Raw genomic sequence first — 20,366 nt, forward strand, 5'->3', positions numbered from 1 at the left:
CGGATGCTGGCGGATACCCCTGTGCGGGGAGGAGGGCTGGTCGGCCATGGCGGACAAGAGAGCCAAGCGCATCGCGGACTTCATCGAGCCACTGCGGGTCGACCCCGGTTCGGAGGTCGACCTCGCGGAGGACTTCGACCCCCGCTACCGGGCGCACCTCCAGAAGAGCCAGGGCCTGGAGCTGCTGCGCACCGGGGTCGAGTTGCTGACCGAGTACCAGGCACGCCTGGCGGCACAGGACACGTACGGCGTGCTGCTGTGCCTCCAGGCGCTGGACGCCGGCGGCAAGGACGGCACCATCCGGCACGTGATGAGCGGGATGAACCCGCAGGGCGTGCGGGTCAGCAGCTTCAAGGTGCCGTCCGCGGAGGAGTTGGACCACGACTACCTGTGGCGGTACGGCAAGCAGTTGCCCGAGCGCGGCGGCATCGCCGTCTTCAACCGCTCCCACTACGAAGAGGTGCTGGTCGTCCGGGTGCACCAGGACGTGCTGGACCGGCAGAAGCTGCCGGCTCCCGCTCGGCGCGGCGGGATCTGGAAGCGCCGCTACCGGGAGATCAACAACTGGGAGCGCTACCTCACCGACAACGGCTTCAAGGTCGTCAAGATCTTCCTGAACCTCTCCAAGGAGGAGCAGCGCATCCGCTTCCTGAAGCGGATCGACCTGCCCGAGAAGAACTGGAAGTTCTCCGCGGCCGACGTGCACGAGCGCCGCTTCTGGGACGACTACCAGCAGGCGTTCTCCGAGATGCTGTCGGCGACCAGCACCCCCTGGGCGCCCTGGTACGTCGTGCCGGCGGACCGCAAGTGGTTCGCCCGCATCTGTGCGTCCGCGGTGCTGGTGCACACCCTGATGGAGATCGACCCGCAGTACCCCACGGTCGGCAAACGGGCCCGGGAGGACCTGCTCGCCGTGCGCCGCGAGTTGGAGGAGGAGGCGCCGGAGGGAGCGTCCGCCGACCCGTACGCGGCCGGGCACCCGGACTCCGTGGCCCCGGGCGACGACGGGGGCGCGCGGGGCAAGAAGAAGGGCGGCGGGAAGCGGAGGCACGGCCGTGACCGCGGCTGAGCCGGCGGGAGGCGACGGCACGGCCGCGCCCGCCTGGTACGCGCGCGAGCCGGCCGACGTCGCGGCGGCGTTCTCGGTGGATCCCGCCACCGGGCTGTCGGCGGCCCGGGCGGCCGAGCTGCTGCGACAGCACGGGCCGAACGCGCTGCCCGAGGAGAAGCCGCAGCCCACCTGGCGCCGCTTCCTCGACCAGTACCGCAGCTACATGCAGTTGATCCTGGTCGCCGCCGCGGCCGTCTCGCTGGCGATCGGCGAATGGAGCACCGGCATCCTGCTGGTGCTGCTCACCCTGCTCAACGCGGTCGTCGGGCTGCGCCAGCAGGGCAAGGCGGAGAGCGCGATGAACGCGCTGAAGTCGATGATGAAGGCGACCGCCCGGGTGCGGCGCGACGGGCGGGAGTCCGAGGTCGCGGCCGAGGAGTTGGTCCCCGGGGACGTCGTGCTGCTCGCGGCCGGCGACCAGGTGCCGGCGGACGGGCGGATCGTCGCCGCCAGCGCCCTCCAGATCGACGAGTCCGCCCTCACCGGGGAGAGCGTGCCGGCGCCCAAGGACGCCGGGACCCTGGCGGGCGACCTCGGCCCGGGCGAGCAGTCGAACATGGCCTTCATGAACACCCCGGTCACCCACGGCAGCGGAGTGCTGGTGATCACCGGCACCGGTGCCGGCACCGAACTGGGCCGGATCTCCGGAATGCTGACCACCACGCGCGCCGAGCAGTCGCCGCTCACCCGTCAGCTCGACAACCTGACGCTGTGGATCGCCGGCGCGGCGGGGCTGACGATGATCGTGATGTTCGCGCTGGGCCGCACCCGGGGGCAGGCGTGGGACACGCTCTTCGTCAGCGCCGTCTCGCTCGCCATCGCGGCCATCCCCGAGGCGCTGCCGACGGTGACTCAGGTGATCCTCTCCGTCGGCAGCCTCAACCTCGCCCGGCGCAACGCCATCGTGAAGGACCTGCCGTCCGTGGAGACCCTCGGCTTCACCTCGGCGATCAACTCCGACAAGACCGGCACCCTGACCATGAACCAGATGACCGTGGTCGAGGTGCTCAGTCCGACGGACCGGTACACCGTCTCCGGCACCGGGTACGACCTCCAGGGCCAGGTGCACCGGGCCGCGGGCTCCACCGCCAGCGTCGAGGACGCGATCGTGCCGTTCCTGGTCGCGAGCGACGCCGAGTTGGTGGACGGCAAGGTGGTGGGCGACCCCACGGAGGGCGCCCTCCTCGTCCTCGGTCACAAGGCGGGCCTCGACGTCGCCGCCACCCGGGCGGCCCTGCCGCGCCTGGCCACCTTGCCGTTCGACCCGGACTACAAGCTCATGGCCACCTTCCATGCGGCGCGCGACGAAGCGGGCCGGGAGGTGGTGCGCTGCTACGTGAAGGGCGCTGCGCCCGCGGTGCTGTCGCGGGCCGCGACGGCGCTGGCCGACGGCCGCACGGTGCCGTGGACCGAGGAGTCGGCCGAGCGCGCCCGGCAGGCGATGGAGCGCATGGGCGGCGAGGGCCACCGGGTGATGGCGGCGGCGACGCGGGACCTGGCCCCCGGGGACTTCGACGCCGACGGGAACCTGCTCGGCTACGTCACCGGGCTGCGGATGACGGCCCTGGTCGGCATGGTCGACCCGCCGCGCGAGGAGTCCCGGGCCGCGGTGGCGAGCGCCCAGAAGGCGCACATCCGGGTCCGGATGGTCACCGGCGACGACGTCACCACGGGCGCGGCGATCGCCCGCCAACTCGGCATCCCCGGCGAAGCCGTGCTCGGCGCGGACTTCGCGGCGCTGCCGGAGCGGGAGCAGCTCGACCGCATCGACTCCGTCGGGGTGGTCGGCCGGGTCGCGCCGGAGCACAAGGTGCTGCTGGCGCAGACGTTGAAGAAGAAGGGCGACGTGGTCGCGATGACCGGCGACGGCGTCAACGACGCGCCCGCGATCAAGGCGGCGGACATCGGCATCGCCATGGGCAGCGGCACGGACGTGGCGAAGAACGCCGGGCGGATGATCCTCTCCGACGACAACTTCGCGACGATCGTGTTCGCCGTGGAGGAGGGCCGCAAGCTCTACGACAACCTCACCAAGTACATCCGCTTCGTGCTGCTCCTGCTGGTGACCTTCGTGCTGACGTTCCTGGGCGCGACCGTCCTCAACATCGCCGCGGGCGAACCGTTCACCCCGCCGCAGGTGCTGTGGGTGCACTTCATCGTGAACGCGCCCTTCGGCTTCGCGCTCGGCTTCGACCGGGAGAGCCCCGGGCTGATGCGCCGCCGCCCGCGCCCGCGCGGCGAGTCGGTGCTCACCCCGTCCCTGCTCACGACCGTGGGGCTGAGCGGGCTGGCCCTCACGGTGCTGCTACTCGGGCTGATCGAGTTGGGCGAGCGGCAGTTCGACAGCGTCGCGGTCGGGCAGTCGACGGCGTTCACCGCGTTCGCGCTCTGCTTGATCGTGGCCGCGTTCGAGTGCCGCAGCGAGACGGAGTCGATCCTGCGGGCGTCCACGTTCGACAGCAAGCAGATGAACTGGGCGGCGCTCGGGGAGTTCGTGCTCGCGGTGGTGGTGACCCAGGTGGACGGCTTCCGACGGATCCTCGGCACCACGCAGATCGATCTGCGCCAGTTCGGCTGGGCACTGCTGGCGGCGCTCGTGCTGCTGTGCGCGTGGGAGCTGGGCAAGCTGCTGGCCCGCCGTGCACGGGGACCGGAGACGGCGCCTGGGGAGCCCGCGGTGGTCTCCGCGTAGCACCCGTGCGGGTGGGCGGAGCGGGCGCGGTTGCGCCGTGGTGCGCGAGCAGAGACCGCGGCTGCGGGCCGTCGGTCGCTGGTCGCGCAGTTCCCCGCGCCCCTCATTCCCGCGCCCTGCGGGCGTCGGGCAAGCCCCGGCGCTCCGCCTTCCCCACGCCCTGATGCCCACACGGGTGCCATACGCGGGCGCGCCGTCATGGACCGGGGGCGCTCACGGCTGCTGGCTGATGCACAGTTCCGGCCCCTGTCCCCTGCGGACGCGGGCCCACCGCCCACGCGCCCTGAACGCCCGGCAGGGCGTTGCAGGGGCGCGGGGAACTGCGCGACCAGCCACCCACGGCCCGCAGCCGCCGTCGCCGCTCACGCACCACGGCGTTACCGCGCCCCGCAGCCGCATCGCGCTCCGCAGAACACCCCGATGGAGGCCACGGCGGGGGTGGATCAGGAAGCCTCGTCCGCCGTCCCGTGCAGGGGCCGCGCCACTCCCCCGGCCCCGTACCGCACCGCCTTCCGGACGACCGGGGCGGCCCTTCGACGGCTCGGCCCCGCCGTGCAGTGATATGACCTGCGTGGGACATTTTGCGTGAATCGTCCCTTCCCACGGAGGCATCCTCATGAGCGGGACAGCTACCGCCGACACCGGCTCGGCCGGCGGCACGGACACCGAGCCCGGACCGGTCCACATCCTCTGGATCAACGCGGGGCTGAGCTGCGACGGCGACTCCGTCGCCCTCACCGCCGCGATGCAGCCCAGCATCGAGGAGATCGTGACCGGTGCGCTGCCCGGGCTGCCGCAGGTCGCCGTGCACTGGCCGCTGATCGACTTCGAGTGCGGCCCGGTCCAGGGCGCGGACAACTTCGTCGAGTGGTTCTTCAAGGCCGACCGGGGCGAGCTGGACCCGTTCGTGCTGGTCGTGGAGGGGTCGATCCCCAACGAGCAGATCAAGCAGGAGGGCTACTGGTGCGGCTTCGGCGACGACCCGGAGACCGGCCAGCCCATCACCACCAGCGAGTGGCTGGACCGGCTGGCGCCCAAGGCCACCGCGGTCGTCGCCATCGGCACCTGCGCCACCTACGGCGGCATCCACGCCATGGCCGGCAACCCCACCGGCGCGATGGGCGTGCCGGACTACCTCGGCTGGGACTGGAAGTCCAAGGCCGGGCTGCCCATCGTCTGCGTCCCGGGCTGCCCCATCCAGCCGGACAACTTCGCGGAAACCCTGACGTACCTGCTGTACCAACTCGCGGGCGCGGCACCGATGATCCCGCTCGACGACCGGCTCCGTCCGACCTGGCTGTTCGGGGCGACCGTCCACGAGGGCTGCGACCGGGGCGGCTACTACGAGCAGGGCCAGTTCGCCACCGAGTACGGCACCCCCGAATGCCTGGTGCGGCTCGGCTGCTGGGGGCCGGTCGTCAAGTGCAACGTCGCCAAGCGCGGCTGGATCAACGGCATCGGCGGCTGCCCCAACGTCGGCGGCATCTGCATCGCCTGCACGATGCCCGGCTTCCCGGACAAGTTCATGCCGTTCATGGACGCCCCGCCCGGCTCCCACCTCTCCGCGAACGCCAGCTCGGCCTACGGCGCCGCGATCCGTCGGCTGCGCGCCATCACCACGAAGACGGTCGACAAGGAACCGAAGTGGCGGCACCCGGGCCGGGAGCTGACCACCGGATACCGCTCCCCCTGGTGACCGGCGCCGGCCGCCGCCACCGCCCGCCACCACCCCCGTACGCGAAAGGGCACGACTGACAGATGGCACCGACGACGAAGGCGGCCGGCGACACCAGCGGCCTGGTGGAGATGTCCTGGGACCCGATCACCAGGATCGTGGGCAGCCTCGGCATCCACACCAAGATCGACTTCAAGCAGAAGCGGGTCGCGGAGTGCTACAGCACCTCGTCGGTCTTCCGCGGCTACAGCGTCTTCATGCGCGGCAAGGACCCGCGCGACGCCCACTTCATCACCAGTCGGATCTGCGGCATCTGCGGCGACAACCACGCCACCTGTTCCGTGTACGCCCAGAACATGGCCTACGGGGTGAAGCCGCCGCACCTGGGCGAGTGGATCATCAACCTCGGCGAGGCCGCGGAGTACATGTTCGACCACAACATCTTCCAGGAGAACCTGGTCGGGGTCGACTACTGCGAGAAGATGGTCCGCGAGACCAACCCCGGGGTGCTGGAGCAGGCCGAACGCACCGAGGCGCCGCACGCCGGGGACCACGGGTACCGCACCATCGCCGACATCATGCGCGCGCTCAACCCCATCGAGGGCGAGTTCTACCGCGAGGCGCTCCAGGTCAGCCGGTACACCCGGGAGATGTTCTGTCTGATGGAGGGGCGGCACGTCCACCCCTCCACCCTCTACGCCGGCGGCGTCGGCACGGTGGCCACCGTGCAGCTCTTCACCGACTACCTCACCCGGCTGATGCGGTACGTGGAGTTCATGAAGAAGGTCGTCCCCCTCCACGACGACCTCTTCGACTTCTTCTACGAGGCCCTGCCCGGGTACGAGGAGGTCGGCCGGCGGCGGGTGCTGCTCGGCTGCTGGGGCAGCCTGAACGACCCGGACCACTGCGACTTCACGTACCGCAACATGACGGACTGGGGCCGCAAGATGTTCGTCACCCCGGGCATCGTGGTCGACGGCAAGCTGGTCACCAACGACCTCACCGAGATCAACCTGGGCATCCGGATCCTGCTCGGCTCCTCCTACTACGAGGACTGGGAGGGCCGGGACCTCTTCGTCACCCACGACCCGCTGGGCAACCCGGTCGACCCGCGCCACCCCTGGAACCAGCACACCATCCCGGCGCCGCAGAAGCGGGACTTCGACGACAAGTACAGCTGGGTGATGTCCCCGCGCTGGTTCGACGGCAAGGAGCACCTGGCCCTGGACACCGGCGGCGGCCCCATCGCCCGGCTGTGGTCGACCGCGCTGTCCGGACTCGTCGACATCGGCTACGTCAAGGCCACCGGCCACAGCGTCAAGATCACCCTGCCCCGCTCCATGACCAAGCCGGAGACCACCTTCGAGTGGAAGATCCCCCGGTGGAGCAACGCCCTGGAGCGCAACCGGGCCCGCACCTACTTCCAGGCGTACGCCGCAGCCGCCGCCCTCCACTTCGCGGAGAAGGCACTCGACGAGGTGCGCGCCGGCCGCAGCCAGACCTGGGAGAAGTTCGAAGTGCCGGACGAGTCCATCGGCTGCGGCTTCACCGAGGCGGTGCGCGGGGTGCTCTCGCACCACATGGTGATCCGGGACGGGAAGATCGCCAACTACCACCCGTACCCGCCGACCCCGTGGAACGCCAGCGTCCGCGACAGCTACGGCACCCCCGGCCCCTACGAGGACGCGGTGCAGAACACCCCCATCTTCGAGGAGAACTCCCCGGAGAACTTCAAGGGCATCGACATCATGCGGGCCGTGCGCAGCTTCGACCCCTGTCTGCCCTGCGGGGTGCACATGTACGTCGGCGGTGGCCGCACCCTGAAGCAACTGCACGTCCCCACCGGGCTGAGCGGACTGGGCGGATGACCGCCGAGACCTGCGGGGCGGCGGTCCAAGAGGCCCTGGACCGGCTGGCCGAGCAGGGCGAGGACGCCCTGGCCGCGGGCGAGGCGCTGGCCCGCGAGCTGATGGCGCTGCACACCGAGGGGCTGTCCGCGCTGCTGGCCAAGCTGCCCGCGGGCGCGCTCACCGCGGCGCTCGACGACGCGTCGGCGGCCGGCCTGCTGGTCCTGCACGACCTGCACCCGCAGGACGTGGCCGGCCGCATCGAGCGGGCGCTCGCCTCGGTACCGCAACTGCGCGCCGAACGAATCGACTTCGACGCCGCGACCGGTGCGCTGACCCTACGCAAGCCCGCGGGCGGCGGCGGGTGCGGCTGCGGCGGCACGGGCGAGTCCGCGGTGACGGACGCACTGTCCTGCCACGCCCCCGAGGTCACCTCGATCGCCTGGCGCACCGCGCCGGCCGAACCGCCGCTGCTCCAGATCGGCAGCCGTCCCCGCGCGGCGGTCCGGTGAGCACCCGGCAACCGTCCGGCCCCGGGGCGGCGTTGCTGCGCGCGCTGCGCCGGCCGGCCGAACCGACGGTCCGCCCCGAGCACTGCGCCCTGTGCGGAGCGGGGCTCTCGGGGGTGCACCGGCACCTCGCGGACACCGCCGAACGCTCCCTGGCCTGTGCCTGCACGCCGTGCGCCCTGCTGTTCCAGCGGCCCGGCGCGGCCGGCGGACGCTACCGTCCCGTGCCGAACCGGCTGCTGTACGACCCCGAGGGCGCGCCGGGCCCGGACGCCTGGGCCCGGCTGCGGATCCCGGTCAGCACCGCCTTCCTGCTGCACAACGCCGATCGGGCGCAGCCGGTGCTGTGCTACCCGAGCCCCGCCGGGGCGACCGAGAGCGAGCTGTCCCCCGCGACCTACGATGCGGTCTTCGGCGCCAATCGCCTGGCCGCCGCGCTGGAGCCGGACGTGGAGGCGCTGTTGCTGCGCCGCAGCAAGGGCGGCAGCGGACCTGAGCGGATCCAGTGCTTCCTGGTCCCCGTCGACCTCTGTTACGAGTTGGTCGGCCGGATGCGGCGCACCTGGCAGGGGTTCGACGGCGGCGCCGAGGCGCACGCCGAGCTCGACGCCTTCTTCGCCGCCGTCGACGAGCGGGCCCGACCCCTGAACGAGGAGTTGTCGCCATGACCGAACTCGCCTTCGCCTGCACGGAAGTACGGGCCGACCGGCACGCCGCGGGACCCACGCTGCTGTTCCGGCTGCGGATCACCGGCCCCGAACACGTCCGGGTGCACGCGCTCGCCCTCCGCTGCCAACTGCGCATCGAACCGGCGGGGCGGGAGTACGCGCCGGCCGAGTCGAAGCGGCTGACCGGGCTGTTCGGGGAGCGCGAGCGGTGGGCGACCACCCTCAACCCGGTGCAGTTCGCCGAGGTCTCGACGATGGTGCCGGGCTTCACCGGCGAGATGGACGTCGAACTCGCGGTGCCCTGCACGTACGACCTGGAGATCGCCGCCGCCCGCTACTTCCGGGCCCTGGACGACGGGGAGGTGCCGCTGCGGCTGCTCTTCTCGGGCACGGCGTTCAGCGGGCCGGCCGGCTTCCAGGTCACCCCGGTGCCCTGGGACCGGGAGGCCACCGTACGGCTGCCGGTGCGGGTGTGGCGGGAGATGATCGAGCAGCACTTCCCCGGGTGCGGCTGGCTGCGGCTGCCGGGCGATCTGATGGACGAGTTGCTCGCCTTCCGCGAGCGGCGGGCGCTGCCGTCCTGGGAAGCGACGGTGTGTGCGCTGCTGGAGGCCGCGGACTCGCAGGAGGAGGCCGGGGCGGCGGGCGTGCGGGAGATCGCGGAGGGCGTGCGATGACGGACGCCGCGGTCGACGCCCCCGCGGGCCCCGCCGACGCCGACGCATTCGCCGTGGTGGACTTCCCGCCGGAGTTGGCGGAGCGGTTCACCACCGCGCGGCAGGTCGCCGACGCCGTCCTCTTCGAGGGCTACGTGCTCTACCCGTACCGGGCGTCCGCCGCGAAGAACCAGCTGCGCTGGCAGTTCGGGGTCCTGGTGCCGCCCGGGTACGCGGCGGACGCCGCGGAGCCCGCGCACCAGCGGACCGAGTGCCTGGTCGAGCCGCGGGCCGGGGCCCGGCTCGCCGTCGAAGTGCGGTTCCTGCGCGTCCAGCACCGGACGGTGCAGCGGGCCTCGGGCGAGGGGGCGGGCCGGACGTTCGAGACCGTGCCGGAGTTGGAACTGCCCGACCGGATCCTCGTGCCGTGGGACGAGGGCGTGGTGGAGCGGGTACGGCTGCTGGTGCCGGTGGAGCGGTTGACCGACGGGGACGGCGTGCGCCACGCCTTCGTGCTGCCCGCGTCCCACAGCGAGCAGGACGTCACCGACGGCGCGGGCCGCGTCGTGGGCCGGCTGGCGCGCGAGCGGCAGGAGGTGCGCGCAACGGTGCGGCTGACCGCCCGTCCGCTCCCGGGGCCGTACGGCGCGCTGCGCCTGACCGCCGTGGTGGAGAACGCCTCGGCGTGGCGCCCCGCTGCCGGCGCCCGCCGCGCGGACGCCCTGCCGTACGCGCTGGTGTCGGCGCACCTCCTGCTCGCCGTGGACCGGGGCGCCTTCGTGTCGGTGACCGATCCGCCGCAGTGGGCGGCCGGCACGGTTGCCGAGTTGCGCAACGAACACGTGTGGCCGGTGCTGGCGGGCGCGGACGGCCGGGCCGACGCGGTGCTCTCCTCCCCGATCGTCCTCGCGGACCATCCACGGCTGGCGCCGGAGAGCCCGGGCGCGCTGTACGACGCCACCGAGATCGACGAGATCCTGGCGCTGCGCACCACCGCCCTCACCGACCGGGAGAAGCGGGAGGCCCGCGGCACTGACGAGCGGGCGGGCGCGGCGGTCGACCTCGCGGACTCGCTGCCGGCGGAGGTGTGGGAGCGGCTGCACGGCGCGGTGCGGGCGCTGCGCGAGGTCACCGGCGAGGACGCGGCGGGCGGCGACGGCGGGGCGCTGCCGTGGTGGGATCCGGGTGCGGACCGGGACGTGGATCCGGCGCGGGACCGGGTGGTGATCGACGGCCGGTCGGTCGGGGCCGGCAGCCGGGTGCGGCTCGGCCCCGGGCGGCGCCGCACGGACGCCCAGGACCTGTTCCTGCACGGCCGTACGGGGGTGGTGGAGGCGGTGCTGCACGACGTCGACGGTTCGGTGCACCTGGCGGTCACCGTGGACGGCGACCCCGGCGCCGACCTGTGGCGCGTCCAGGGCCGGTTCCGCTACTTCCAGCCCGATGAGCTCACCCCGCTGGGGGAGGCGTGACGCCCCGCCCGGTGCTGGTCGCCGGGGTCGGCAACGTCTTCCTCGGCGACGACGGGTTCGGGGTGGAGACCGTACGCCACCTGCTGCGGCTTCGGCCGCCCGACGGCGTCGCGGGCTTCGAGGGCGTGGAGGTCGTCGACTTCGGGGTGCGGGGGGTCCATCTGGCGTACCAACTCCTGGACGGCTACCGCACCTTGGTGCTCGTCGACGCGGTCTCGCGCGGGGGCGAGCCGGGCACGGTGTACCTGATCGAGCCGTACGCGGACGGGGACGCGGGCGGTGGCCCGGTGGAGCCGGGCGGGCCGCCGGCCCTCGACGGCCACGGGATGGGGCCGGACGCGGTGCTGGGGCTGCTCGGCGCCCTGAGCGCGGGCACCGGTGGCACGGTGCCGGAGCGGGTCTTCGTGGTGGGGTGCGAGCCGGCTTCGCTCGCGGAGGGCATCGGGCTGTCCCCGCCGGTGGCGTCCGCCGTGCCGGAGGCGGTCCGGCTGGTCCTCGGCCTGCTGGCCGATGCGACCGGGGCGAACGCACCACCGGAGCAGGTCGGTTCGACCACGTCGTCCGGTGCCCGGGCGGGTTCGAAGAGTTCCGGGAGTTCCGGGAGTTCCGGGAGTCGCGAGAAGTACGAGAGAAAGGCGTCGTCATGTTGAAGACCCTGCTCGTCACGGCCGCCGGGGCGGCCGTCGGCGTGGTGATCTGGCAGACGCTGCCGGACCTAAAGCGCTATCTGCGCATCTCCCGCATGTGAGCCGTGCGGACGGCACTGCTGCATACGGCACTGCTGCGAACGGGGTGCGCTCCGGTGTCGCGCCGGCGTGGCACCCCGCCCGGGCCGGCGCGTCCGCGTCCAATGGAGCCCGCGCCCGCGCCGTACGTCCGCGCCGGCCGGGCCCGTCGAGCACCACGGCCGCTGGGAAACCCCCCGCACCTCCGCCGTGGAACCGCCGTCCAACCGCCGTCGAACTGCCGTGGAATGAGGCGCGCCGATGCACGAGATGTCGATCGCGGCGGCCGTGGTCGAGCAGGTGACGCAGGCCGCGGAGGAACACGGCGCCACGTCCGTGCGAACGGTGCGCCTGGACGTCGGCGAACTCGCCGGCGTGGTGCCCGACGCGCTGGACTTCTGCTTCGCGCTCGCCTGCGAGGGCACCGCACTGGCGGGTTCCGTGCTGCGGACCCGGACGGTGCCGGCGCGCGCCCGGTGCGCGCCCTGCGACGTCGAGTGGTCCCCCGGCATACCGCCCGACCTGGGCTGCCCGCGGTGCGCGGGCGGCACCGGGGTCGCCCTGCTGACGGGGCGTGAGCTGCACATCCGCGGCGTCGAGTGGGCCGAGCGACCCACGGGCGCCGACGGCTGATCGACGAGGTTTCAAGGAACGGGTCCCATGTGCCGTACGGCCGATCTCCGACGGGCGGTCCTCGCCCACAACGACGACAGCGCCCGGGCGCTGCGGGCCGCACTGGCCGCCCGCGGCACGGTCGCGGTGAATCTGCTCTCCAGCCCTGGTAGCGGGAAGACGGCGCTGTTGGAGGGCGAGTTGACGCTCGCCCGTGAGCGCGGGGTGCCGGTGGCCGCGCTCACCGCGGACCTGGCGACCGAGAACGACGCCAGGCGGCTGGCGCGCTCGGGGGCGCCGGTGCAGCAGGTGCTCACCGACGGCCTGTGCCATCTGGAGGCCGTGATGCTCCGCGGCTATCTGGCGGGCTGGCTGCCGCAGGACACACAGGTGCTGTTCGTGGAGAACGTGGGCAACCTGGTGTGTCCGGCCGCGTACGACCTCGGGGAGTCGCTGCGGGTGACCCTGGCGTCGGTGACGGAGGGCGAGGACAAGCCGCTGAAGTACCCGACGGCCTTCGGGCTCGCGCAACTCGTGCTGGTGACGAAGGCGGACATCGCGGAGGCCGTCGACTTCGACGAGGACGTCTTCCTGGCGAACGTCGCGCAGGTCAACCCGGGCGTGGAGGTGGTGTTCACCTCGGCCCGCAGCGGCCTGGGCGCGGGGGTGCTGCTGGAGCGGGCCCTCGCCGTGCGCGCCGGCGGGCAGGTGCACCGGCCGGTGATGGCCGCCGCGCCCCCCGCCTCCGTCGACGCCGGTGACCTGGCCGTGGACGGGGTGTCCGACCACGTCCACCACCGGCACGAGGTCCCGCACGAGCACTCCCCCGTACCGGAGCCGGGTCACCACCACGACCACGCCCCCGACCGCGCACCGACGCGCGATCTCCTGGGCGCCGGCGCCCACGAGCATCCAGCCGTGGACGGCCCGTGACGGTCCATCAGGGTGCGGCGCCCCTGCTGCGGCGCCGGGTTTCGGTGCAGGGGCTCGTCCAGGGCGTCGGCTTCCGGCCGTACGTCCATGCGCTCGCCGCCGAGTTGGCCCTGGCGGGCCACGTCACCAACACCGGGGAGGGCGTCCTCGTGGAGGTGGAGGGGGCGCCGGCCGCGGTGGACGGCTTCTGCCGCCGGCTGGCCGCCGAGGCTCCCCCGCTCGCGGACGTGGCCGCCGTCCACCAGGAGGACGTCGCCGCGACCGGAACGACCGGCTTCGCCATCGCGCCGTCGCGCCCCGGCGCCGGGGCGTCCCCGGTCGGCGGGGCGCTGATCCCGCCCGACGTCGCGACCTGCGCGCGGTGCCTGGCCGAGCTGGCGGACCCGAAGGACCGCCGCTACCGCCACCCCTTCATCACCTGCACCGACTGCGGTCCGCGCTTCACCATCGTCACGGCCCTGCCCTACGACCGGGCGCACACCACGATGGCGGACTTCCCGATGTGCGCCGACTGCGCCGGGGAGTACGCCGACCCGACCGACCGCAGGTTCCACGCACAGCCCGTCTCCTGTCACGCCTGCGGCCCGCAACTCGCCCTGGTCGTGCCGGGCGCGCCGGCGCTCGACGGCGCCGCGGCCCTGGCGGGTGCCCGGCGCCTGCTGGCCGGCGGTGCGGTCGTCGCGGTGAAGGGCATCGGCGGCTACCACCTGGTGTGCGACGCCCTCGACGCGGCGGCCGTGACCCTGTTGCGGCGGCGCAAGAACCGTGGCGACAAGCCGTTCGCGGTGATGGCGCGGGACGTGGCGGGCGCGGCGGAACTGGTGCACCTCGACGCGGCGGAGCGGGAGGTGCTGACGGGCCCGGCCCGACCGATCGTGCTGCTGCGGCGACGGGCCGGCGGCGACGGGGGCCCCTCGCCGCGGGTCGCCGCGGCCCTCGACGCCGTCGCCCCGAACGCACCCGACCTCGGAGTGCTGTTGCCGTACGCCCCGCTGCACCACCTGCTGTTCGGGCTGCCCGGCGATCCGCCGGGGCCCGCGCTGCTCGTGATGACCAGCGCCAACCTCGCCGGCGAGCCGATCGTCACGGACGACGCCGAAGCGCTGGTGCGGCTCGCGGGCCTGGTGGACGCCTGGCTGACGCACGACCGGCCGATCCGGGTGCCGTGCGACGACTCGGTCGTGCGCGTCGTGGACGGCGCACCGCTGCCGCTGCGGCGCTCGCGCGGGCTCGTGCCGACCCCGGTACCGCTGCCGGCGTCGGTGCCGCCGGTGCTCGCGGCCGGCGGCGACCTGAAGAACGCGTTCGCGATCGCCGAGGGCCGGCGCGCCTGGCTCTCCGGCCACGTCGGCGACATGGACGACCTGGCGACGCTGGACGCCTTCGACCGGGCGGTGGACCATCTGCGGGCGGTCTGCGGGGTGCGGCCCCGGCTGGTGGCCACCGACCGGCACCCCGGCTACCGGTCCGCGCGCCGCGCCGCGGGACTCGGCGCCGGAGCGGACCCGATCCGCGTGCAGCACCACCACGCGCACGTCGCGGCGGCGATGGCGGAACACCGGCGCGACGGCTCCCGGCCGGTCATCGGGGTCGCCTTCGACGGCACGGGGTACGGCGACGACGGCGCGGTGTGGGGCGGCGAAGTGCTGCTCGCCGACTACGCCGGCTACGAGCGCTTCGCGCGGCTGGCGTACGTGCCGCTGCCCGGCGGGGACGCGGCGGTGGCCCGCCCCTACCGGATGGCCCTGGCCCACCTGCGGGCCGCGGGCATCGCCTGGTCGCCCCGGCTGGCCTGCGTCACGGCCTGCCCGGCGGACGAACGGCTCGCGCTGGAGCACCAGTTGGCGTCGGGGCTGCACTGCGTGCCGACGTCCAGCATGGGACGGCTCTTCGACGCGGTGTCCTCGCTCGTCGGGATCTGTCACCGGGCCGGCTACGAAGCCCAGGCGGCCGTCGAGTTGGAGGGCGCGGCACGGACCCACGGCCCGGCCGCGCAGGGCTACCGCTTCGCGCTGCACGCCGAAGGCGGTGACGCGCGGGACGGGAGTGCGGGCGTCGTGTGTGCCGACCCCGGTCCGGTGCTCGCTGCGGCCGTGGCCGACCTGCGGGCCGGGGCGGACGCCGGGCTGGTCGCGGCCCGCTTCCACGCGGCGGTCGTCGACCTCGTACGACGGCTGTGCGCGCTCGCCCGCGAGCGGCACGGGCTGGCCGAGGTCGCCCTGACGGGCGGCGTCTTCGCCAACGCCGTCCTGCTGTCCGGCTGCGCCCGCGGGCTCGCGGCCGACGGCTTCACCGTGCTGCGGCACCACCGGGTGCCGCCCAATGACGGAGGGCTGGCCCTCGGTCAGCTGATGGTGGCCGCGCACGCCGCGGACCGAGAGGAGAGCGCGCCATGTGCCTGGCAGTGCCCGGCAGGGTGATGGAGATCGGCGAGCGGGACGGCACCAGGATGGCCGTCGTGGACTTCGGCGGGGTGGTGAAGGACGTGTGCCTGGAGTACCTGCCGGACCTGCGGGTCGGCGAGTACGCCATCGTGCACGTCGGGTTCGCCCTCCAGCGGCTGGACGAGGAGTCGGCCCGCAAGACGTTGGAGCTCTTCGGTGAACTCGGCCTCTTGCAGGAGGAGTTCGGGGATCCGTGGGAAGCGGCGGCGGAGCAGGCGGACGCCTCGGATCCGCAGTCGGGATCGGAGGCGCGGCGGTGAAGTACTTGGAGGAGTTCCGCGACCCGGCGCTGGCGTGCCGGCTGCTGGACGACATCCGGGCGACGGTGACGCGGCCCTGGGCGCTGATGGAGGTGTGCGGCGGCCAGACGCACACCATCATCCGGCACGGCATCGACCAACTGTTGCCCGAAGGGATCGAGTTGATCCACGGCCCGGGGTGCCCGGTGTGCGTCACCCCGCTGGAGGTCATCGACAAGGCGCTGGAGATCGCGGCCCGGCCCGGAGTGGTCTTCTGCTCCTTCGGGGACATGCTGCGGGTGCCCGGCAGCGACCGGGACCTGTTCCGGGTCCGCAGCGAAGGCGGTGACGTGCGGGTGGTGTACTCGCCGCTGGACGCACTGCGGATCGCCCGGCAGAACCCGGACCGCGAGGTGGTGTTCTTCGGCATCGGCTTCGAGACCACCGCGCCGCCCAACGCCATGGCGGTCCACCAGGCCCGTCGGCAGGGGGTGCACAACTTCAGCATGCTGGTGTCGCACGTGCGGGTGCCACCGGCGATCGAGGCCATCATGACCTCGCCGGACTGCCGGGTGCAGGGCTTCTTGGCCGCCGGGCACGTGTGCAGCGTGATGGGCACCGACGAGTACCCGGCGCTCGCGGCCCGGCACCGGGTGCCGATCGTGGTGACCGGCTTCGAGCCGCTGGACATCCTGGAGGGGATCCGGCGCACGGTGCGGCAGTTGGAGCGGGGCGAGCACGCCGTCGACAACGCGTACCCGCGTGCGGTGCGGCCCGAGGGCAACCCGGCCGCGCGCGCCATGCTGGCCGACGTCTTCGAGGTCAGCGACCGCGCGTGGCGCGGCATCGGAGTGATCCCGATGAGCGGCTGGCGGCTGTCCGAGCGCTACCGGGACCACGACGCCGAACACCGCTTCTCCGTCACCGACATCACCACCCGGGAGCCCGCCGAGTGCCGCAGCGGCGAAGTGCTCCAGGGCCTGATCAAGCCCCACGAGTGCGCGGCCTTCGGGACCTCGTGCACCCCCCGCACCCCGCTCGGCGCCACGATGGTCTCCACCGAGGGCGCCTGCGCCGCGTACTACCTCTACCGCCGGCTCGGCGCACCGGCCGCTCCCCTGGAGGCGAACCCCGTTGGCTGACACCCTCACCGGCGCCGCGCCGGACTTCTCCGGCTGGAGCTGCCCGCTGCCGCTGCGCGACCACCCACGGGTGGTCATGGGGCACGGCGGCGGCGGCGCGATCTCCGCCGAGCTGATCGAGAACGTCTTCCTCCCGGCCTTCGGCGGCGGTGCGCTCGCCGGCCTCGGGGACTCGGCGGTGCTCCGCGTGGGCGGGGCGCGGATCGCCTTCTCGACGGACTCCTTCGTGGTCCGCCCGCTGTTCTTCCCCGGGGGCAGCATCGGGGACCTCGCCGTCAACGGCACCGTCAACGACCTGGCGATGAGCGGGGCCCGGGCCGCGTACCTGTCGTGCGGGTTCATCTTGGAGGAGGGCGTGGAGACCGCCGTCGTCGGCCGGATCGCCGAAGCCCTCGGGGCGGCGGCGCGCACCGCGGGGGTGGAGGTGGTCACCGGGGACACCAAAGTGGTGGAGGCGGGCCACGGCGACGGCGTCTATCTGAACACCGCGGGCATCGGGCTCGTCCCGGACGGGGTGGACATCCGCCCGCAGCGCGCCCGGCCGGGCGACGTGGTCCTCGTCAGCGGCGGCATCGGACTGCACGGCGTGGCGATCATGAGCATGCGCGAGGGCTTGGAGTTCGGCGTGGAGGTGGAGAGCGACTGCGCGGCGCTCGGCGGGCTGGTCGAAGCGATGCTCGCGGTCGCCCCCGATCTGCACGCGCTGCGCGATCCGACCCGCGGCGGTCTCGCGGCCTCGCTCAACGAGATCGCCGCGGCGTCCGGTACCGGGGTCGTGGTGCAGGAGTCCGCCGTTCCGGTGCCGCCGCAGGTCGCGAACGCGTGCGCGGTGCTCGGGCTCGACCCGATGTACGTGGCGAACGAGGGCAAGCTGGTGGCGTTCGTCGCCCGCGAGGACGCCGATGCGGTCCTGGCGGCGATGCGGGCGCACCCGCTCGGCGCGGACGCCGCGGTGATCGGCGAGTGCGTGGCGCAGCACCCGGGCATGGTGGTCGCCCGCACCCCGCTCGGGGGGACGCGGGTGGTCGACCTGCCGCTCGGCGAACAGCTCCCCCGCATCTGCTGACTCGGCGCCCGTCCGGGGCCGCGCGGCCCCGGACGGGGCGGAGTACGGTGAAGGGAGCCGGGGTCGCCCCGGGCGCCCCGGAGAAGGAGGTGCGCCCGGTCATGGACCAGGACCGCGCCCGCCGTCTGGTGACGGCGCTGCGCAACCGTCGAGTGATGGCCCACGTCGTCGACGCGGGGGTGTACGAGTTCGGCATCCGGGTGGTGCTCGACCAGGACGTCGAAGCGCTGTGGGACGTCGACGGGGCGGCGGGGCTGGACGCGGAGATCGTCAGCGACGGGGTGCTGATCGGCTTCGTGCCGCACGTGCCCGGGTCGGAGGGGTTCAGCGACGAACAACTCGTCGAGGCCATCGCGACGACGCGGTACGACGCGGAGGGGCTGCACCCGCCGGCGGACGCGGCGCCGTCCCCCGCTCCGTCGAGGCCCGTCCAGCCGCCGGAGCCGCCGGTCGCCCGCTACCAGCGCCGGGCCCACTGGTTGAAGCGGGGCGGGGGATGACGCGTCCGCCCGCACCGGACACCGCGGACGCACCTCGCGACGCGATCGACGTCATCCGCACCTCCGGGCTGCGCAAGGTGTACCCGGGTGCGGACTTCGCCGCGGTGGACGGGATCGACCTGCGGGTGCGGCGCGGCGAGATCTTCGGCCTGCTCGGGCCGAACGGCGCCGGCAAGACCACGACCGTGGGCATGCTGACGGGGCGCGTGGTGCCCACCTCCGGGAGTGCGCTGATCGGCGTGGTCGACGTGGTGGCGCAGCCGGCGCGGGCGAAGCAGATCATCGCCGCGGTGACCCAGGAGAACACCCTGGACCGGGCACTGAACGTGCGGGAGAACCTGTACTTCCACGGGCTGCTGTTCGGCATCCCGGCCCGCGCCTCGCGCGAGCGGGCCGACGAGCTGCTCGACGAGTTCCGGCTGGCGCGCTGGGCGCGGTCCTCGGTGTACGCGCTGTCGGGCGGCATGGCGCAGCGGTTGATGCTGGCGCGCGCCGTCTTCCACCGGCCCGCGGTCCTCTTCCTCGACGAGCCGACGGCCGGGCTCGACCCGCAGGGCCGGCTGGCCTTGTGGGAGTCGTTGGCGCAGTTGATGGCCGACGGCCAGACCATCTTGTTGACGACGCACAACATGGAGGAGGCGGACCGTCTCTGCGACCGGGTCGCGATCATCGACCACGGTCGGATCCTGGCGCTGGACACCCCGGCCGCCCTGAAGCGGGGGCTGGGCGCCGACACCACGGTCACGGTGGTCGCGAAGGGGTCGGCCGCCGACCTGGCGGCGGTGCTCTGCCGCGACGTGCCGGGGGTGGTGCGCAGCCGGCTCACCGACGGCGGGGTGGAGCTCCAGGTCAAGGGTGGCGAGCGGCTGTTGGCCCGGGTGGTGGCGAGCGCGGAGGCGGCCGGTTTCGACCTGGTGGACCTGTCGCTGGCGCAGAGCAGCTTGGAGACGGTCTTCATCAGCCTCACGGGCAAGGAGTTGAGGGAGTGATGGCGTGGTGATCGACGTCGTGCCGCCGCGGTCCACCGCCGCGGCGGCCCGCAGCGCGCTGTCCGCGCTGATCCGTCGCGACCTTTTGGTGTTGCGGAAGAACTTCGGCGAGTTCGTGGGCCGGACCGTGATGCAGCCGTTCCTGCTCGTCTTCGTCTTCCTGTACGTCTTCCCCGTCATCGGGCAGGGCGTCGGTTCGGCGGGCGGCACGGCCGGCGAGTCGGCGTTCGCGACCGTGCTGGTGCCGGGCGTGGTGTCCATCGCGGTGATGTTCCAAGGCATCCAGTCGGTGGCCATCCAGATGTCGCAGGAGTTCGGCTACACCCGGGAGATCGAGGACCGGGTGCAGGCCCCCTGCCCCATCTGGCTGGTGGCGGTGGCCCGGGTGCTGTCCGGGGCCGTGCAGGGGGTGATCTCGGCGGTCATCGTGCTGCCGATCGCGGCCGTGGTGCACGCGCCGGGGGTCCGTCCGGACCTGCACATCCACTGGTGGATCGTGCTCACCCTGATCCCGCTGGCGTGCGTGGCGATGACCTCGCTGGGGCTGCTGCTGGGCACCACGTTCGAGCCGCGGAACATCGGGGTGATGTTCGGCTTCGTGATCCTGCCGTTGGTCTTCCTCGGCGGCACGTACTACCAGTGGACCGCGCTCGCGCCCGTAAACATCGGAGGATTCCCCTGGTTGCAGTCGCTGGTGCTGCTGAATCCGCTGATCTACATCAGCGAGGGCATGCGGGCCGGGTTCACCGATCTGTCCCATCTGCCGCTGTACGTCATCTACCCCGTGCTGCTGGCGTTCTGCGCACTCTTCCTGGGGCTCGGGCTGCGCAACTTCCGCCGCCGCGTGCTGTCCTGAGCGTCGCCCCCCGGCCGGTTGCGGGCCCACGCCAGCACGCTTGATGCTGCGTCAGATGTCCCATGCGTGAAGCCTCGCGGGACAGATGCCGAAGAAGGGGGACAAAGGGCAGGGCGTGACACGGATGCCCTCTTGTTGCCTCACGCACCGGTCCCCCACGATGACTAACGGTTCTTGACCCGTCCATGTCGCATGGGCGGGGCTTCCTTCTGCTCCACGCACGTTCCCTG

The 20,366-nt window shown here is 73.2% G+C and carries 19 protein-coding genes; all 19 read left to right on the forward strand.

Going from position 1 to position 20,366, the window contains the following annotated elements; genetic code table 11:
- The first annotated feature begins 46 nt into the window (after nt 1-46).
- The 19 genes from ACH4E8_RS13210 to ACH4E8_RS13300 all read left to right on the forward strand — a co-directional run bounded on the left by ACH4E8_RS13210 (nt 47) and on the right by ACH4E8_RS13300 (nt 20,136).
- On the forward strand, nt 47-1,069 hold the full coding sequence (locus ACH4E8_RS13210; protein ID WP_398447413.1) for a polyphosphate kinase 2 family protein: 1,023 nt from the start codon (nt 47-49) through the stop codon (nt 1,067-1,069).
- Complete coding sequence (locus ACH4E8_RS13215; RefSeq protein ID WP_398447415.1) at nt 1,056-3,803, forward strand: cation-translocating P-type ATPase; 2,748 nt, start codon at nt 1,056-1,058, stop codon at nt 3,801-3,803. Before ACH4E8_RS13210 ends, ACH4E8_RS13215 begins: the two co-directional genes overlap by 14 nt.
- 616 nt (nt 3,804-4,419) lie before the next feature.
- Complete coding sequence (locus tag ACH4E8_RS13220) at nt 4,420-5,499, forward strand: hydrogenase expression protein HypE (protein ID WP_398447417.1); 1,080 nt, start codon at nt 4,420-4,422, stop codon at nt 5,497-5,499.
- Between the two features lie 62 nt (nt 5,500-5,561).
- On the forward strand, nt 5,562-7,346 hold the full coding sequence (locus ACH4E8_RS13225) for a nickel-dependent hydrogenase large subunit (RefSeq protein WP_398447419.1): 1,785 nt from the start codon (nt 5,562-5,564) through the stop codon (nt 7,344-7,346).
- Nucleotides 7,343-7,837 carry a thioredoxin gene (locus ACH4E8_RS13230; protein ID WP_398447421.1) on the forward strand — a complete coding sequence of 165 codons (495 nt, stop codon included), beginning with the start codon at nt 7,343-7,345 and terminating at the stop codon, nt 7,835-7,837. Before ACH4E8_RS13225 ends, ACH4E8_RS13230 begins: the two co-directional genes overlap by 4 nt.
- The gene (locus tag ACH4E8_RS13235) at nt 7,834-8,502 is read left to right on the forward strand and encodes a DUF5947 family protein (protein WP_398447423.1); all 669 of its coding nucleotides are present in this window, start codon (nt 7,834-7,836) and stop codon (nt 8,500-8,502) included. The genes ACH4E8_RS13230 and ACH4E8_RS13235 overlap by 4 nt, the downstream gene beginning before the upstream one ends.
- The gene (locus ACH4E8_RS13240) at nt 8,499-9,179 is read left to right on the forward strand and encodes a DUF6084 family protein (protein ID WP_398447425.1); all 681 of its coding nucleotides are present in this window, start codon (nt 8,499-8,501) and stop codon (nt 9,177-9,179) included. The genes ACH4E8_RS13235 and ACH4E8_RS13240 overlap by 4 nt, the downstream gene beginning before the upstream one ends.
- Nucleotides 9,176-10,630 carry a hypothetical protein gene (locus ACH4E8_RS13245; protein ID WP_398447427.1) on the forward strand — a complete coding sequence of 485 codons (1,455 nt, stop codon included), beginning with the start codon at nt 9,176-9,178 and terminating at the stop codon, nt 10,628-10,630. The genes ACH4E8_RS13240 and ACH4E8_RS13245 overlap by 4 nt, the downstream gene beginning before the upstream one ends.
- A complete protein-coding gene (locus ACH4E8_RS13250; protein ID WP_398447429.1) occupies nt 10,627-11,280 on the forward strand; it encodes a hydrogenase maturation protease in 654 nt (217 codons plus the stop codon). The genes ACH4E8_RS13245 and ACH4E8_RS13250 overlap by 4 nt, the downstream gene beginning before the upstream one ends.
- Nucleotides 11,274-11,378: a DUF6893 family small protein gene (locus ACH4E8_RS13255; protein ID WP_398447431.1), complete on the forward strand. Its 105-nt coding sequence runs from the start codon at nt 11,274-11,276 to the stop codon at nt 11,376-11,378. The genes ACH4E8_RS13250 and ACH4E8_RS13255 overlap by 7 nt, the downstream gene beginning before the upstream one ends.
- Nucleotides 11,379-11,616: 238 nt before the next feature.
- Nucleotides 11,617-11,988, forward strand: a complete 372-nt coding sequence (locus ACH4E8_RS13260; RefSeq protein WP_398447433.1) for a hydrogenase maturation nickel metallochaperone HypA — start codon at nt 11,617-11,619, stop codon at nt 11,986-11,988.
- 27 nt (nt 11,989-12,015) lie between these two features.
- On the forward strand, nt 12,016-12,900 hold the full coding sequence (hypB, locus tag ACH4E8_RS13265) for a hydrogenase nickel incorporation protein HypB (protein WP_398447435.1): 885 nt from the start codon (nt 12,016-12,018) through the stop codon (nt 12,898-12,900).
- Nucleotides 12,897-15,320 carry a carbamoyltransferase HypF gene (hypF, locus tag ACH4E8_RS13270; protein ID WP_398447437.1) on the forward strand — a complete coding sequence of 808 codons (2,424 nt, stop codon included), beginning with the start codon at nt 12,897-12,899 and terminating at the stop codon, nt 15,318-15,320. Before hypB ends, hypF begins: the two co-directional genes overlap by 4 nt.
- A complete protein-coding gene (locus tag ACH4E8_RS13275; RefSeq protein WP_398447439.1) occupies nt 15,293-15,604 on the forward strand; it encodes a HypC/HybG/HupF family hydrogenase formation chaperone in 312 nt (103 codons plus the stop codon). The genes hypF and ACH4E8_RS13275 overlap by 28 nt, the downstream gene beginning before the upstream one ends.
- Nucleotides 15,601-16,725 carry a hydrogenase formation protein HypD gene (gene hypD / locus ACH4E8_RS13280; protein WP_398447441.1) on the forward strand — a complete coding sequence of 375 codons (1,125 nt, stop codon included), beginning with the start codon at nt 15,601-15,603 and terminating at the stop codon, nt 16,723-16,725. Before ACH4E8_RS13275 ends, hypD begins: the two co-directional genes overlap by 4 nt.
- A complete protein-coding gene (gene hypE / locus ACH4E8_RS13285; protein ID WP_398447443.1) occupies nt 16,718-17,791 on the forward strand; it encodes a hydrogenase expression/formation protein HypE in 1,074 nt (357 codons plus the stop codon). Before hypD ends, hypE begins: the two co-directional genes overlap by 8 nt.
- Before the next feature lie 47 nt (nt 17,792-17,838).
- On the forward strand, nt 17,839-18,291 hold the full coding sequence (locus tag ACH4E8_RS13290) for a hypothetical protein (RefSeq protein ID WP_398447445.1): 453 nt from the start codon (nt 17,839-17,841) through the stop codon (nt 18,289-18,291).
- Nucleotides 18,288-19,280, forward strand: a complete 993-nt coding sequence (locus ACH4E8_RS13295) for an ABC transporter ATP-binding protein (RefSeq protein WP_398447447.1) — start codon at nt 18,288-18,290, stop codon at nt 19,278-19,280. The genes ACH4E8_RS13290 and ACH4E8_RS13295 overlap by 4 nt, the downstream gene beginning before the upstream one ends.
- Before the next feature lie 4 nt (nt 19,281-19,284).
- Nucleotides 19,285-20,136, forward strand: a complete 852-nt coding sequence (locus tag ACH4E8_RS13300; RefSeq protein WP_398447449.1) for an ABC transporter permease — start codon at nt 19,285-19,287, stop codon at nt 20,134-20,136.
- The last annotated feature ends 230 nt before the right edge of the window (nt 20,137-20,366 follow it).

It is taken from the genome of Streptomyces sp. NPDC017979, from assembly GCF_044328175.1.
In the GTDB taxonomy this organism is placed as follows: domain Bacteria; phylum Actinomycetota; class Actinomycetes; order Streptomycetales; family Streptomycetaceae; genus Streptomyces.

Excerpts from the sequence above, each read along its gene's own strand:
- ACH4E8_RS13210 (WP_398447413.1), top strand. The coding sequence starts at position 47 with ATGGCGGACAAGAGAGCCAAGCGCATCGCGGACTTCATCGAGCCACTG.
- ACH4E8_RS13220 (WP_398447417.1), top strand. The coding sequence starts at position 4,420 with ATGAGCGGGACAGCTACCGCCGACACCGGCTCGGCCGGCGGCACGGAC.
- ACH4E8_RS13225 (WP_398447419.1), top strand. The coding sequence starts at position 5,562 with ATGGCACCGACGACGAAGGCGGCCGGCGACACCAGCGGCCTGGTGGAG.
- ACH4E8_RS13230 (WP_398447421.1), top strand. The coding sequence starts at position 7,343 with ATGACCGCCGAGACCTGCGGGGCGGCGGTCCAAGAGGCCCTGGACCGG.
- ACH4E8_RS13240 (WP_398447425.1), top strand. The coding sequence starts at position 8,499 with ATGACCGAACTCGCCTTCGCCTGCACGGAAGTACGGGCCGACCGGCAC.
- ACH4E8_RS13245 (WP_398447427.1), top strand. The coding sequence starts at position 9,176 with ATGACGGACGCCGCGGTCGACGCCCCCGCGGGCCCCGCCGACGCCGAC.
- ACH4E8_RS13255 (WP_398447431.1), top strand. The coding sequence starts at position 11,274 with ATGTTGAAGACCCTGCTCGTCACGGCCGCCGGGGCGGCCGTCGGCGTG.
- ACH4E8_RS13260 (WP_398447433.1), top strand. The coding sequence starts at position 11,617 with ATGCACGAGATGTCGATCGCGGCGGCCGTGGTCGAGCAGGTGACGCAG.
- hypB (WP_398447435.1), top strand. The coding sequence starts at position 12,016 with ATGTGCCGTACGGCCGATCTCCGACGGGCGGTCCTCGCCCACAACGAC.
- ACH4E8_RS13275 (WP_398447439.1), top strand. The coding sequence starts at position 15,293 with ATGTGCCTGGCAGTGCCCGGCAGGGTGATGGAGATCGGCGAGCGGGAC.
- ACH4E8_RS13295 (WP_398447447.1), top strand. The coding sequence starts at position 18,288 with ATGACGCGTCCGCCCGCACCGGACACCGCGGACGCACCTCGCGACGCG.